Source organism: Pectobacterium peruviense, from assembly GCF_003312355.2.
Taxonomy (GTDB): domain Bacteria; phylum Pseudomonadota; class Gammaproteobacteria; order Enterobacterales; family Enterobacteriaceae; genus Pectobacterium; species Pectobacterium peruviense.
Map to the genome: position 1 here is coordinate 1267862 of NZ_CP161826.1, position 14039 is coordinate 1281900.

The following is a 14039-nucleotide window of genomic DNA, read 5'->3' on the forward strand; positions in this document are numbered from 1 at the left end:
GGCGGTGGTAACACCGCCTTTTGCTCGCCGTATACTGAGTTCAGGCGACCTGAACCGGAATGGCTTTGGCCTGACGTTGCAGCTCGTTATCGCCAGCGAAATAGGCAACCTTAGGGTTGTGGCTTCTGGCTTGTTCGTCCGACATCTGCACGTAGGAACAGATAATCAGCTTGTCGCCCACGCAGGCGCAGCGAGCGGCGGCGCCGTTCACAGAGATAATACGTGAGCCTCTTTCGCCTGCAATCGCGTAGGTAGAGAAACGCTGACCGTTATCAACGTTGTAGATATCAATCGCTTCGTATTCCAGAATGCCTGCGGCATCCATAAAATCCTGATCGATGGCGCAAGAGCCTTCATAATGCAAGTCGGCCTGAGTTACTTTCACCCGGTGCAGCTTGCCTTGCAGCATGGTACGTATCATCGCTTTGTTACCTCGGTTCATACAGTCAAATCGACCTGGTGGTTATCAATCAATCTGGCCTTGCCTAACCAGGCAGCCATCAAAATCACGGCACGCGTGCTGGCAGCGCTCAATGGCTGCAGCGTATCAGCATCGCGGATAAACAGTTCATCAGGCGTAAAGCCTGCTTCGCGCAATTTCTCTGCCGTTTGTTCCAGCAATGTATCTATCTGGCGATCGCCGTTATCCAACTGCGCCGACAGTTCCATCATCAACTGATAAAGTTGTGGTGCCAGTTGGCGCTCTTCAGCACAGAGATAGCCATTACGTGAACTTAATGCCAAACCGTCTTTTGCACGCACGATAGGGACGCCGACGATATCAATGTCATAGCCCATATCGCGAACAAGCTGCCGAATCAGCGCTAACTGCTGGTAATCCTTCTCGCCGAAGCAGGCCAAATCCGGCTGTACCAGATTGAACAGCTTGCTAACGATGGTGGCTACGCCTCGGAAATGACCGGGACGGCTGGCACCTTCCAACATGGAAGACAGGCCGGGCACATCGACAAATGTTTGCGAACCCAGTCCATTTGGGTATATCACATCCGGGCTCGGTGCGAAAACCAGATCGGCACCACGGCGGTTCAATTTCTCGCAGTCTTCCTGCAACGTCCGTGGATAGCGGGCTAAATCATCTGGCCTCTCAAACTGCATGGGATTGACAAAAACGCTGACAATAACGATGTCGGCACGCGCTCTGGCTTCATCGACCAGCGTCATGTGTCCATCATGCAAATTACCCATGGTGGGAACCAAAGCAATACGTTTCCCTTCCTGACGCCAGCGACGGACTTCGCGGCGCAGCAGCAGAGGGGTTTCGATAATCAACACACCCATACTCCTTAAAAAAACAGTCTGATTAGTGGAATTTGTGTTCTTTAATGGAACGAATGCGCTTCGGCCGGATAAATACCCTGTTCGACTTCTTGCGCATACAGGCGTACTGCGGCGCGGATGTCACCGCTTTGCGCCAGAAAGTTCTTGGCAAACTTAGGCGTGCTGTCACCGGTAATGCCTAAAGCATCATGCATGACCAGAATCTGTCCGTCGGTAACATTGCCTGCGCCTATACCGATCACCGGAATCGACAGCGCTTCTGTTACGCGTTTGGCCAGCGCGACAGGTACGCATTCCAGCACGAGCAACTGCGCACCGGCTTCTTCAAGCGCGAGGGCATCGGCCAGCAACTGGTTGGCATCGCTTTCGCTTCGACCCTGAATTTTATAGCCACCAAAGATGTTAACGGACTGCGGCGTCAGACCCAGATGACCGCAAACTGGCACGGCACGTTCGGTCAGCATTTTTACCGTAGGGGCAAGCCAGCTTCCGCCTTCCAGCTTCACCATATTAGCACCGGCACGCATCAGTTCTGCGGCCTGGCTGAACGTTTGTTCTGGCGTGGCGTAGGTCATAAAAGGCATATCGGAGAGAACCAGAGCCAGCGGTGCGCCACGGCGAACACACTGCGTATGGTAAACGATGTCGTGTGTGGTCACGGGCAATGTGGAATCGTGACCTTGCACGGTCATTCCCAGAGAGTCACCCACCAGCATCACGCGAATGCCTTGTTCAAAAAACAAACGAGAGAAGCTGGCGTCATAAGCCGTTATCGTAGCGAATTTTCGCTGCTCTTGTTTCCATTGGCGCAAGTGGGAGATAGTCGTCGGTTTCATGACGGTCTTCCTATGTCAATAGGGCGAAGAATCGAGGGGAACATTCTAATGTAAGCCGACGTGTAGCGATATACCCGCCATGCTTCAATCTACTTGTATGCAGGCTTTATTATGGATTAGGCGGGATTGCTGTTGTCCCACAATGTCAGACCATTGCGGTCGACATGGGTTAACCGTTGGACGAGTGTTTCGCCGTCGGGGAACGTCAGTTCATGGGCGATTTCCGCGAGCGGATAAAGCATGAATTCACGATTCTTCATGTCGTAATGCGGTACCGTCAAACGTTCTGTCTGGATGATGGCATCACCGAACAGCAGAATGTCCAGATCCAACGTACGCGGACCCCATCGGTGTGCCTTGCGTTCGCGACCTTGTTCCAGCTCAATCGCCTGTGTGCGATCGAGCAACGACTCGGGGGCTAATTCAGTTTCCAGCTCAACGACGGCATTAAGGTAATCCGGCTGATCCTGTGGGCCGAGCGGGCGGCTACGATAAAACGAAGAGCAGCGAACGACGCGAGTCTGTGGAATCGCATCCAGCGCAGCCAATGCGGCGCGTACCTGTTGCAAAGGCTGGGCAAGATTGCTGCCCAGCGCCAGATACACGCGTGCCATCAGGCTGGATCCCTGCGTGCCGTAGTCGGTTTACGCGGCCGACGAGGGCGGGAGCGACGATGTGGTGTCGGGCCATCATCCAGCGATTTAAGCATATTTTGCTGACGCGGCGGCGCGGCAACCTGGAATTCTCCCCACCATTGAGCCAGACGCAGCAGCTCCTGATGGTTTTCAATCTCGGCGCGCAGGCAAAGCAGGTCATACGCGGCGCGGAACTTAGGATGCTCCATCAGCTTATAAGCGCGTTTACCCTGACGACGAGACAGGCGCATTTGCAGTTGCCAGATATCACGGACTAAAGAGGTAATACGTTTAGGGATCGCCAGAGAACGGCATTGTTCGTCCAGCACATCGTTCATCGCCAGCGCGAACGCATCTAAGTAGGCCAGACCACTTTCCTGAGCCAGTTTTTGCGCATGTTCAATCAGCGGATACCACAGCATGGCGGAGAACAAAAATGCCGGATTTACCCGCATATCGTTTTGCAAACGCTGATCGGTGTTTTTCAACACCTGAGCAACCATGCGCTCCAGCGTGGAATCACCGTTTGGTGTGAAATGGCGGCTCAGCAACGGGAAAAGCGGCTGGAACAGCTGGTATTCACACAGCATTTTATAAGTTGGATAACCGTAGCCTGACTGAAGCAGTTTCAGCGATTCTTCAAACATTCGCGCTGCAGGAATATCGTGCAGCAAGGCAGCCAGACGAGGAATCGGTTCGGCGGTTTCTGGGCTGACGGTCATGTTCAGCTTGGCGGCGAAACGGACTGCGCGCAGCATGCGCACCGGATCTTCACGGTAGCGCGTTTCAGGATCGCCAATCATACGGATAACGCCCTGACGCAGATCGTTCAGGCCATTGGTATAATCGCGTACGCTGAAATCAGAAATGCTGTAATAGAGGCTATTGATAGAAAAATCGCGGCGTTGGGCGTCTTCTTCAACCGAGCCAAAAATGTTGTCGCGCAGCAGCATGCCACTCTGAGCCTGCTGAGAAGAATTTTTGGTTTCTTGCTGCTCCTGATGCTGCTCGTGGTGACCACGGAACGTGGCAACTTCAATCACCTCAGGCCCGAACATAATATGTGCGAGACGGAAACGGCGCCCTACCAAACGACAGTTGCGAAATAACTTGCGCACCTGATCGGGCGTAGCGTTAGTGGTGATATCAAAATCCTTCGGCTTTTTGCCCAGCAGCAGATCGCGTACGCCGCCGCCAACCAGATAAGCTTCGTAGCCCGCTTTGTTCAGGCGATAAAGTACTTTCAGCGCATTATCGCTGATGTCACTGCGTGAAATAGTATGTTGGTCACGCGGGATTACCGTCAGATGCTGACGCGGTTCCTCTGATACGACCATTTCATTCTCACGATTCAGTACTTTACGACAAAAATTAGCAACTCGGGAAAAGATAATACACCTCGATAGTGATGGAAAAATCAACGGCACAGCAAAAAACTTCCGGAAGACGTTTTTGACGTCACCCCGACGACGGCCTGCAAAAATGACGGTCAAGTATGGCGCGTCACGAAAAATAGCGGCTAATCATAGCTCACCAATGTCCCTTTGAGAATGCCGATGTGATCGTGGATGCGTTTATTACCGCCTGTAGCGGGACGATATCAAGCGACCAGTGCGCGACAGACCATGCCAGAAGGGCGGAAAGTGCCATCTCTTGCCCATTTTCCGGCAGTGGTTGATTTAAAAACTGCAACGCCGCAAGCAACACGGGACGTGGATCGCTGTCCGGCAGTGCGGGGGCGTGATTCTGTTTGGAAAGCTTATTTCCCTCTGTGTTCAGAACCAGAGGCAGATGAATATAGGTGGGGATCGCATAACCCAACTGTTGATAGAGCGAAATTTGCCGAACCGTCGGTTCGATAAGATCGGCACCGCGCACGATCTCCGTAATACCTTGATCGTTATCGTCGATGACCACGGCGAGATTATAAGCAAACAGCCCGTCGCGACGGTGGATAATAAAATCTTCCTGAGCGAGAGCCTTATCGGCATACAGATCGCCACGCAATTTATCGTGAAAATGAAATACCGGCGTTGTCTGGCGCAAGCGTAGCGCGGCGTTGTCGGCGGGCAGGTTGCGCGTTCTGCAATAGCCATCATAGTGCCCACCCAACTGCTGAATGCGGCTACGTGTACAGGTGCAGTAATAGCTCATTCCCTGCTGTTGAAGCTGCTGAAGAATTTCGCGATAGCGCGCATAGCGCTGTGACTGATAAATCACATCACCGTCCCAGTGCAGACCGTAGTGCTCTAACTGTGCCAGTATGCGGGAAGCGGCTCCGGGAATTTCCCGTGGAGGATCGATATCTTCAATGCGTACTAGCCAGCGCCCTTGTTGGGAGCGAGCCTGAAGATAACTACCTAGTGCGGCGATCAGTGAGCCAAAATGCAGGTCACCAGAGGGAGAGGGAGCAAAACGCCCGACATAACGATGAGTGTCAGTAAAATGATTACTTTGGGTAAAACTACTAGTTTGGGTAAAACAATCGGTCACAGACATAAGAGGTTGGTGCTATCTCGTCAGCGTTTATTCAGACAGAAGATAGAATGATGAATGTCATTCATCAGCGGTAAATTATGCGAAGACGGCCCCTGCGAGTGGCAGGAGCCGATTCTGGACAGGAAAATTATCCCGCCATTTGCTTTTCGCGTATCTCTGCCAGCGTTTTGCAGTCGATACACAGATCGGCAGTCGGACGAGCTTCCAGACGGCGAATGCCAATCTCGACGCCACAGGATTCGCAGAATCCGAAATCCTCATCTTCGATTTTCACCAGGGTTTTGGCGATTTTCTTGATCAGCTTGCGCTCACGGTCACGGTTACGCAGTTCGAGACTGAACTCTTCTTCCTGCGCCGCGCGATCCACGGGATCGGGAAAATTAGCGGCTTCATCGCGCATGTGCGATACAGTCCGATCCACTTCATCCATGAGTTGGTTGCGCCATGCTTCAAGAATACGCTTGAAATGAGCCAGCTGAGCGTCGTTCATATACTCTTCGCCCGGCTTCTCTTGGTACGGCTCTACTCCGGCAATTGCGAGAATGCTTAGAGAAGATGTCTTACGATTTTGCCCTTCTTGCATGTTGCTTCTCCTACATAACACGACACGCATAATACCCTTTTATGCAGTGAAGTTGCGGCGTTGTTGACCATAACTCCAGCTATCTGGGTATATCGGCCCCCAAAGGGGGAAAAAACAGGCCGCTATAAATAGCAGATGAAGATGGGGTTGGCAATGCTTCCTGACACCGGCCTGATAAAGTGTCAGGAACAACCTGCTTGTACCCGTCATACTTCAAGTTGCATGTGCGTTGGCTTCGTTCGTTCACCCGAATCACTTACCTATGTAAGCTCATCGGGACTCCTTCCCTTGCCGCCTTCCTGAAACTCGAATTATTTAGGGTATACATTAAATAATAAACAATGTGTTACGCCTTTGGTGGTACGTTCGGCGTGTTATGCAATGCTTGTGCTTCATCCCAACAACGGTAGCTTATGCGTCAATTTAATACCGTCAGGGCATAATGTGGAGCCGTAACATAAAATTTCAACCCCTGTCTGCTGCGCTTCGATAAATAATTCCGCATAGCGTGAATCAATATGCCGAGCGGGAGAAACCTGCTGGATCCCTGAATGGAGAACGGCAAAAAAAAGAACAGCGCGTTTTCCATTGGAAACCATCTGTTGCAGTTCACGCAGATGCTTTTGCCCTCTGAGTGTAACCGCATCGGGAAAGTAACCACATTCATGTTGCAATAATGTGACGGATTTCACCTCAATATAGCAGTCAATCCTGTCCGGCGCCTGTAAAATCAGGTCGATTCGGCTGTTTTCCGTACCGTATTTGACCTCCGTTTTTATGTCCGGATAGCCCGCCAGCTCTTCTATGCGATTTTCCAATAAGGCTTCATACAATAATGTGTTGGCACGCAGAGTATTGACACAAATCCAGTGATTTTGTTGCGTTTCAGTCAGTTCCCAACTTTGTGGATACTTACGTTTAGGGTTATCGGACGTTGAATACCAGACGGTATCACCGGGTGTCGCACAGCCCGTCATTGCACCGGTATTGGCACAGTGCAGCGTGAGCATCTTACCCTCCGGCGTCACGACATCGGCCAAAAAGCGTTTGTAACGTTTAATTAACTGGGCGGGCTGTAAACGTGGGGTATAGTCCATAAGTATCCTGTTCTAACCGTCTATTTAATAAATGACCAGCTTTCCAACTGTTGATAGCGGGTTTTGCCATTGTCGAAAAGTGACTCATAAAGCGAAAAGTGCGTCATGTCGACCTGCCAGCTAAAGGTGGCGGGGGGAATCGCAACCGGGCGAGTCGCGCCGCGCAATAACGTAATATGTGGGTGAAAAGGCAATGCTGTTTGATAGCAGCCGTTGCGTGCTGCCTGAGAGCGCAACAGTTCCGCGAGCTGTAACAATCCACGCGGTGCACGGCGGCAGCCTAGCCAGACAACGCCGGGACGCGGCCAATGTCCAGCGTCATTCAGCGTCAGGGTAAACGTAGGCTGGCGGATACGGCTTGCTAAGGTCTGTAAGACCTGCGCCTTTTGCTCACTCACATCGCCTAAAAACGCCAGCGTCAGATGCAGATTGGCTGCGGCAACTGGACGGCCAGCTTCCAGAGGAAAGTGTTCGGCACGCCAGCGGATAATCTCTTGCTGTGTGGTTTCCGGCAGTGATAAGGCAAAAAACAGGCGGCGGGTGGCTGACATGGTGCGCTCTCTTGTTCTGATTCCATCCGGTGCTACATTCATCCAGATGCTACAATGCTCGCCGCTGAAAGTTAACCTTATACGGAGATGTCTGTGATTTTACCGCCCGTCAGCGCCGTGCTGGATGATGTGATAACGGCGCTACATAACGCGCCTCAGGTGCTACTCAATGCCCCAACGGGGGCGGGAAAATCAACCTGGCTGCCGTTGCAATTACTGCAACAGGGCAACGTGAACGGGCGAATCATCATGCTAGAGCCACGCCGTCTGGCAGCGAAGAGTGTTGCCTGGCGTTTGGCGCAGCAGTTGGGGGAAGAACCGGGGCAAACGATAGGCTATCGCATGCGTGCGGAAAGCCGCGTGAGTGATGCAACGAAACTGGAAGTCGTCACCGAAGGCATGTTGACCCGTTTACTACAACAGGATGCGGAACTGCAAGGTGTCGCGCTAATCATCCTTGATGAATTCCATGAGCGCAGCATGCAGGCCGATTTGGCATTGGCGCTGCTGCTGGATGTACAACAGGGGCTGCGTGACGATTTAAAGCTGCTGATTATGTCCGCCACGCTCGACAATGTGCGGCTGTCAGCGCTGTTGCCGGAAGCCGTCTGTGTGGTTTCCGAAGGCCGTAGTTATCCGGTAGAACGGTGTTACGCACCGCTAAATAGCCAGGATCGTTTGGAAGAGGGTGTTGCGCGACAGGTGCGGCGTTTGCTCAGTGAAGAAGACGGCTCGCTGCTGCTGTTTTTACCCGGCGTGGCGGAAATTCGCCGCGTGCAGGCGCTGCTGGAAAATAGCGTGTCGAGCGAGACCGATCTTTGTCCTTTATATGGCGCCTTGACGCTGGCGGAACAGCAAAAGGCGATCCTGCCTGCGGTGCCGGGCCGTCGTAAGGTGGTGTTAGCCACCAACATCGCTGAAACCAGTCTAACAATTGAAGGTATCCGGCTGGTGGTGGATAGCGGCCTTGAGCGCGTAGCGAGCTTCGATGTGAAAAGCGGCGTGACTCGGCTGGTGACGCAGCGAATCAGTCAAGCCTCGATGGTACAGCGCGCGGGACGAGCAGGGCGCTTAAGTCCCGGTATTTGCTGGCATCTGTGCTCTCGCGAACAGGCAGAGCGCGCCGCGGTGCAAAGTGAAGCCGAGATTCTGAATAGTGATTTAAGCAGCGTCTGGCTGGATTTATTACAGTGGGGCTGTACCGATGTGGCGCAGCTCACATGGCTGGATATGCCACCGGCGCCTGCGCTTTATGCCGCACGCCAATTACTACGCCAGCTTGGTATTACCGATGACCAAGGTCGGTTGACCGCTGAGGGGCGGAAAATTGCGGCACTCGGCAGTGATGCCCGACTGGCAACGATGTTGTATGCCGCGTCACTGCAAGGTTCAGATGCGTTGGCGACCGCAGGATGTTTGGCGGCGATACTCGAAGAGCCGCCGCGTAGCGGGTCGATCAATCTGGCTGACTGGCTGCATCGCCCGCTCCCTCATTGGTTGCGGCGGGCAAAACAGCTGACACGCCGTTTATCGACAACATCGGGGAATATTCATAGTGGCGAAGCCGATTGGCTGCTGGCACAGGCTTTCCCTGATCGTATCGCCCGGCGGCGCAGTCAGGATGGGCGTTACCAGCTCGCTAACGGTAGCGGCGCGATGATGTCGGCTGATGACGCGTTGTCAGGTAACGAGTGGCTGCTGGCACCAGCACTGTTGCAGAATAACCAGAGCGCAGATGCGCGGATTCTACTGGCGTTGCCGCTGGATATTGAGCGGCTGGAACGGCGGTTATCTGGATTAATAAATGAACGTAACGTGGTGCACTGGGACGAAGAAAAGGGTACTCTGCGCGCCAGCCAGCGTGACCAAATAGGTTGCCTGATTCTGCGAACGCGCTCGTTAAATAAGCCTTCCGATGAAGCATTACAGCAGGCGATGCTATTCTGGATTCGGGAGCAGGGGCTCAAAGCATTGAATTGGGACGCTGCGGCGTTGCAGCTACGCGCGCGACTACAGTGTGCTTGCCAGTGGTTACCCGAGGTTGACTGGCCGCAAGTGGACGACGACACGCTACTGGCAACGCTGGAAATCTGGTTGCAGCCGTCACTGTCTGGCGTGCGTGATTTACGTGCGCTGCACCAGATTAATTTGAGCGATGCGCTGCTGCGGCTGTTGGACTGGTCGTTGCGTCAGCGGCTGGATAGCGCATTGCCTACGCACTACACGGCACCCGGTGGTAGTCGTTTGCCTATCGCTTATTATGACGATAAGCCACCGGTGCTGTCGGTACGGATGCAGGAAATGTTCGGCGAGCAGCAGAGCCCGCTGCTAGCAGAAGGTCGTGTGGCGCTAGTGTTGGAACTTTTATCGCCAGCACAGCGTCCACTACAGATTACGCGCGATTTAGCGGCGTTTTGGCAAGGCACGTACCGCGAGGTGCAAAAAGAGATGAAGGGGCGTTACCCCAAGCATGTCTGGCCTGACGATCCAGCGAATACGGCTCCAACGCGACGTACCAAGAAATATCAGAATCACTAATTTCAGACGTTTCCGCTTTCCCAAAAAAGAGGCTGGAAACAGAGTAGGCGGCTTGAGCGCAGAGCAGATAGCCGTGAACAACCTGATGGAGAAGTTATTGTAATGTCTCGGGATGACCGCGAACCTATCGGACGTAAAGGGAAAGCGCCAAAACGTAAGCCTGAACGCAAGCAGGCCATACGACGTCGCAGGGATGACGACTATGATGATGATGACTATGACGATTATCAGGACGACTATGACGACGATGATGATTACGACGGCGATGACAAAATGACGCGGAAATCGCAAAGAAGACGGCGCTGGCTGGGGCTGGCGATCAAGCTGTTCCTGATCTTTGCCGTAGCGATGGCGATCTATGGCGTCTATCTCGACAGCCAGATTCGCAGCCGTATTGAAGGCAAAGTCTGGCAGTTGCCGGCTGCCGTCTATGGCCGCATGGTCAACCTCGAGCCTGGCATGGCCTATAGCCAGAAAGAGATGATTAGCCTGCTGGAAGGTATGCAATACCGTCAGGTGAGCCGTATTACTCGTCCGGGCGAATTCAGCGTGCGTGGCAACAGTATCGATATGCTGCGCCGTCCGTTTGATTTCCCCGATGGAAAAGAAGGGCAGATTCAGGCGCGCCTGACGTTTGCCAACGATCGTTTGTCGCAGATCCAGAATCTGGACAATCAGCGTAACTTCGGCTTTTTCCGTCTCGATCCAAAACTGATCACCATGATGCAGTCGCCGAATGGCGAACAGCGTTTGTTCGTGCCACGTGCTGGTTTCCCCGATCTGTTAGTGGATACGCTGGTGGCGACCGAAGACCGTCATTTCTATGAACACGATGGCATCAGCCTGTACTCCATTGGTCGTGCGTTTTTAGCGAACATCACGGCGGGGCGGGCAGTGCAGGGCGGGAGTACGCTGACGCAACAGTTAGTTAAGAACCTGTTCCTAACCAACGAACGTTCGCTGTGGCGTAAAGCCAACGAAGCCTATATGGCGCTGATCATGGATTATCGCTACAGCAAGGATCGTATCCTTGAACTGTATCTGAATGAGGTGTACCTCGGTCAGAGCGGTAACGATCAGATCCGTGGTTTCCCGCTTGCCAGCCTGTATTACTTTGGTCGTCCGGTGAATGAACTGAGTCTCGATCAGCAGGCACTGCTGGTGGGGATGGTGAAAGGGGCGTCGCTGTACAACCCGTGGCGTAACCCAGATATTACGTTAGAGCGACGTAATCTGGTGCTGCGCCTGTTGCAGAATCAGCAGGTGATTGATGCCGACCTGTACAACATGCTGAGTGCGCGTCCGCTGGGCGTACAGCCGAAAGGTGGCGTAATCAGTCCTCAGCCAGCATTTATGCAGATGGTACGTCAGGAGCTGCAACAGCGGCTTGGCGACAAAGTTAACGATCTCTCCGGCGTGAAGGTCTTTACCACGCTCGATCCCGTCTCGCAGGATGCAGCAGAAAGAGCGGTGGAAGTCGGTATACCGGCACTGCGTGCAGGCCGTAACGTCAGCGATCTTGAAGCGGCAATGGTGATTGTCGATCGTTTTAGTGGCGAAGTCCGCGCGATGGTTGGCGGTGCTCAAACACAGTACGCTGGGTTTAACCGTGCGCTACAGGCGCGTCGCCCTGTCGGATCGCTGGCTAAGCCGCCGACCTACCTGACGGCGTTGAGCCAGCCGGATACCTATCGTCTGAATACCTTGCTGGCAGATGAACCGCTGTCGCTCAAGCAGCCTAACGGACAAGTGTGGCAGCCGAAGAACTACGATCGTGAATTCCGCGGCCGCGTCATGTTAGTCGATGCGTTGGCAAACTCGCTGAACGTCCCGACCGTCAATCTGGGGATGGCCGTGGGGCTGGATCAGGTCACGGCAACGTTGAAGCGTTTAGGTATCCCCGAAAACGTGATTCAGACTGTACCGGCGATGCTGTTGGGGGCGATCAGTCTAACGCCGATGGAAGTGGCGCAGGAATACCAGACGATCGCCAGCGGCGGCAATCGTGCTCCACTTTCCTCACTGCGTTCGGTGATTGCGGAAGATGGCACTGTGCTGTATCAGAGCTTCCCGCAGGCTGAACGAGCGGTTCCGGCACAGGCGGCCTATCTGACGCTATACGGCATGCAGCAGGTGGTCGAACGTGGTACGTCGCGGTCACTGGCGGTGAAATTCCCGAATTATCATCTGGCAGCCAAAACCGGTACTACTAATGACCTGCGTGATAGCTGGTTTGCCGGGATTGACGGTAAAGAAGTGGCGATTAGCTGGGTAGGACGTGATAACAACGGCCCGGCCAAACTGACCGGGGCGAACGGTGCACTGACGATTTATCGCCGCTATCTGGAAAACCAAACGCCACTGCCGTTGATGCTGACGCCGCCGGAAGGCATAACGACCATGACGGTGGATGCTAGCGGCAACTTTGTCTGCAACGGCAGCAGCGCCGGACGCGTATTGCCAGTCTGGACGGATAATCCTCAGGCATTGTGTCAGGCTAGCCAGCCGCAGCCTTCCGCGCAGCAGGGCCAGCAAAACGGCGAAGGCGTCGCTGACTGGATCAAAGAAATGTTTGGTCAATAATCTCTAACAGCCCCCGATTAATCTATTGTCTCTTATAGACAAAGACAGGGGTATCACGCGTTTTGTCGTTATCCGGCGTAAAAAATTATGCTGAGGAGATAGCTGGCTTAGGATGAGCCGCCGCATGGACGCGGCGAAAGCTTGCGCCACGTCAGGAACGTGTCGCAAGCGGTCCGTTAAGCCTGATATCGACGAAGGCACCGCTTTAGCGGCATAGTTCCCGCCAAAAGCCAGGGTTCATAGGGGGCTGGCGTAGCCCCCTATGTCGGGCGCGTGCTACAAGGTAGCATGAAAATAACGGTATTATCGCGCACGAAACTGCCTCAATAGTGGCATGAAATGTGCCTAATAGGCTGAATCTATGAGTATTTTTTCTCTGCTGTTTTGGGGTGAACACCACATCCTGCCAGATGCCGCTTTTCCTGCCATGCTAACTGATGCCAATAGGTAAAAGTCTTGCGATTGGCATTCTGTTGCGCCTATCATGCTGCCTTTATCGTAATCATTATCGTTCTCTTTTAGCTTGATCGTTATGAGTCTGGTTCGATAGTTACGGGAATAGCGATCTCCGCTTAACCCCTTTCCGTCCGTGACATTAAAAATCAAAAGCGCTATGCAAAATCAAACTGTACTGCCTGATACCACTTTCAGACTGGATGACGTCAGCTTTTCCGTCGCCGGACGCACGCTGCTACACCCGTTATCGATCACGTTTCCGGTGGGGAAAGTGTGTGGTCTGATTGGGCACAATGGCTCAGGCAAATCGACATTGCTGAAAATTCTGGGTCGCCATCAGCCTGCCAGCAGCGGTACCGCGCTGTTGGGTGAACAGGCGACCGGAAGCTGGGACAGCAAATTGTTCGCCCGTCAGGTTGCCTATTTGCCGCAGCAGCTTCCCGCTGCTGAAGGGATGACCGTGCGTGAGCTGGTCGCTGTAGGGCGTTACCCGTGGCATGGTGCATTGGGTCGTTTCGGCAGCGCCGATAGGGAAAAGGTCGAAGAGGCCATCACGCTGGTGGGATTAAAGCCGTTTGCTAACCGTCTGGTGGATAGTCTGTCCGGCGGTGAACGGCAGCGAGCCTGGCTGGCGATGACGGTGGCGCAGGATAGCCGCTGCCTGCTGTTGGATGAACCGACTTCCGCACTGGATATTGCGCATCAGGTTGAGGTTCTGGCGCTGATCCAGCGCATGAGCCACGAACGCGGTATTACCGTGATTGCGGTGCTGCATGATATCAATATGGCCGCCCGTTACTGCGATCATTTGGTGGCATTGCGCGGCGGTAAAATGATTGCGCAGGGTGAGCCTGTCGCGCTGATGCAAGGGGATGTGCTGGAAAGTATCTACGGCATTCCCATGGGCATTCTGCCTCATCCGGCTGGTGGCGCACCGGTCAGCTTCGTTTGTTAACTCGGTT

At 53.7% G+C, this 14039-nt stretch carries 12 protein-coding genes; 3 read left to right on the forward strand and 9 right to left on the reverse strand.

Annotated features, from left to right (window positions below; genetic code table 11):
- Nucleotides 1–40: 40 nt before the first annotated feature.
- The 9 genes from panD to thpR form a co-directional block, all read right to left on the reverse strand.
- Nucleotides 41–421, reverse strand: a complete 381-nt coding sequence (panD, locus tag DUT67_RS05805) for an aspartate 1-decarboxylase (RefSeq protein WP_039325177.1) — start codon at nucleotides 419–421, stop codon at nucleotides 41–43.
- A 17-nt stretch (nucleotides 422–438) separates the two neighbouring features.
- Nucleotides 439–1293, reverse strand: coding sequence for a pantoate--beta-alanine ligase (gene panC / locus DUT67_RS05810; RefSeq protein WP_113631585.1), 855 nt, complete (start codon nucleotides 1291–1293; stop codon nucleotides 439–441).
- A 47-nt stretch (nucleotides 1294–1340) separates the two neighbouring features.
- Nucleotides 1341–2135, reverse strand: a complete 795-nt coding sequence (gene panB, locus DUT67_RS05815; protein ID WP_113631569.1) for a 3-methyl-2-oxobutanoate hydroxymethyltransferase — start codon at nucleotides 2133–2135, stop codon at nucleotides 1341–1343.
- 116 nt (nucleotides 2136–2251) lie between these two features.
- The gene (folK, locus tag DUT67_RS05820; RefSeq protein ID WP_113631570.1) at nucleotides 2252–2749 is read right to left on the reverse strand and encodes a 2-amino-4-hydroxy-6-hydroxymethyldihydropteridine diphosphokinase; all 498 of its coding nucleotides are present in this window, start codon (nucleotides 2747–2749) and stop codon (nucleotides 2252–2254) included.
- Nucleotides 2749–4161, reverse strand: a complete 1413-nt coding sequence (gene pcnB / locus DUT67_RS05825; RefSeq protein WP_223254562.1) for a polynucleotide adenylyltransferase PcnB — start codon at nucleotides 4159–4161, stop codon at nucleotides 2749–2751. Before pcnB ends, folK begins: the two co-directional genes overlap by 1 nt.
- A 139-nt stretch (nucleotides 4162–4300) precedes the next feature.
- The gene (gene gluQRS, locus DUT67_RS05830; RefSeq protein ID WP_113631571.1) at nucleotides 4301–5269 is read right to left on the reverse strand and encodes a tRNA glutamyl-Q(34) synthetase GluQRS; all 969 of its coding nucleotides are present in this window, start codon (nucleotides 5267–5269) and stop codon (nucleotides 4301–4303) included.
- A 127-nt stretch (nucleotides 5270–5396) separates the two neighbouring features.
- The gene (dksA, locus tag DUT67_RS05835; protein ID WP_005969032.1) at nucleotides 5397–5852 is read right to left on the reverse strand and encodes an RNA polymerase-binding protein DksA; all 456 of its coding nucleotides are present in this window, start codon (nucleotides 5850–5852) and stop codon (nucleotides 5397–5399) included.
- A 392-nt stretch (nucleotides 5853–6244) separates the two neighbouring features.
- Nucleotides 6245–6949 (reverse strand): DNA/RNA nuclease SfsA, encoded by a 705-nt coding sequence (sfsA, locus tag DUT67_RS05840; RefSeq protein ID WP_113631572.1) that lies wholly within the window; start codon nucleotides 6947–6949, stop codon nucleotides 6245–6247.
- A 20-nt stretch (nucleotides 6950–6969) separates the two neighbouring features.
- The gene (gene thpR, locus DUT67_RS05845) at nucleotides 6970–7500 is read right to left on the reverse strand and encodes an RNA 2',3'-cyclic phosphodiesterase (RefSeq protein WP_113631573.1); all 531 of its coding nucleotides are present in this window, start codon (nucleotides 7498–7500) and stop codon (nucleotides 6970–6972) included.
- A gap of 93 nt (nucleotides 7501–7593) precedes the next feature.
- On the opposite strand from thpR, the gene hrpB reads away from it, so the two are divergent.
- The 3 genes from hrpB (at nucleotide 7594) to fhuC (ending at nucleotide 14032) form a co-directional block, all read left to right on the forward strand.
- Nucleotides 7594–10038: an ATP-dependent helicase HrpB gene (gene hrpB, locus DUT67_RS05850; RefSeq protein ID WP_113631586.1), complete on the forward strand. Its 2445-nt coding sequence runs from the start codon at nucleotides 7594–7596 to the stop codon at nucleotides 10036–10038.
- A gap of 102 nt (nucleotides 10039–10140) precedes the next feature.
- Nucleotides 10141–12621: a bifunctional glycosyl transferase/transpeptidase gene (gene mrcB / locus DUT67_RS05855; protein ID WP_113631574.1), complete on the forward strand. Its 2481-nt coding sequence runs from the start codon at nucleotides 10141–10143 to the stop codon at nucleotides 12619–12621.
- A 613-nt stretch (nucleotides 12622–13234) separates the two neighbouring features.
- Nucleotides 13235–14032, forward strand: a complete 798-nt coding sequence (fhuC, locus tag DUT67_RS05860; protein WP_113631587.1) for a Fe3+-hydroxamate ABC transporter ATP-binding protein FhuC — start codon at nucleotides 13235–13237, stop codon at nucleotides 14030–14032.
- Nucleotides 14033–14039 lie beyond the last annotated feature (7 nt).

What these genes read in the sequence shown, in the direction of transcription:
- gluQRS (WP_113631571.1), bottom strand. Translation starts at nt 5,269, where the DNA reads ATGTCTGTGACCGATTGTTTTACCCAAACTAGTAGTTTTACCCAAAGT.
- fhuC (WP_113631587.1), top strand. Translation starts at nt 13,235, where the DNA reads ATGCAAAATCAAACTGTACTGCCTGATACCACTTTCAGACTGGATGAC.
- dksA (WP_005969032.1), bottom strand. Translation starts at nt 5,852, where the DNA reads ATGCAAGAAGGGCAAAATCGTAAGACATCTTCTCTAAGCATTCTCGCA.
- sfsA (WP_113631572.1), bottom strand. Translation starts at nt 6,949, where the DNA reads ATGGACTATACCCCACGTTTACAGCCCGCCCAGTTAATTAAACGTTAC.
- panB (WP_113631569.1), bottom strand. Translation starts at nt 2,135, where the DNA reads ATGAAACCGACGACTATCTCCCACTTGCGCCAATGGAAACAAGAGCAG.
- folK (WP_113631570.1), bottom strand. Translation starts at nt 2,749, where the DNA reads ATGGCACGCGTGTATCTGGCGCTGGGCAGCAATCTTGCCCAGCCTTTG.
- panD (WP_039325177.1), bottom strand. Translation starts at nt 421, where the DNA reads ATGATACGTACCATGCTGCAAGGCAAGCTGCACCGGGTGAAAGTAACT.
- mrcB (WP_113631574.1), top strand. Translation starts at nt 10,141, where the DNA reads ATGTCTCGGGATGACCGCGAACCTATCGGACGTAAAGGGAAAGCGCCA.
- thpR (WP_113631573.1), bottom strand. Translation starts at nt 7,500, where the DNA reads ATGTCAGCCACCCGCCGCCTGTTTTTTGCCTTATCACTGCCGGAAACC.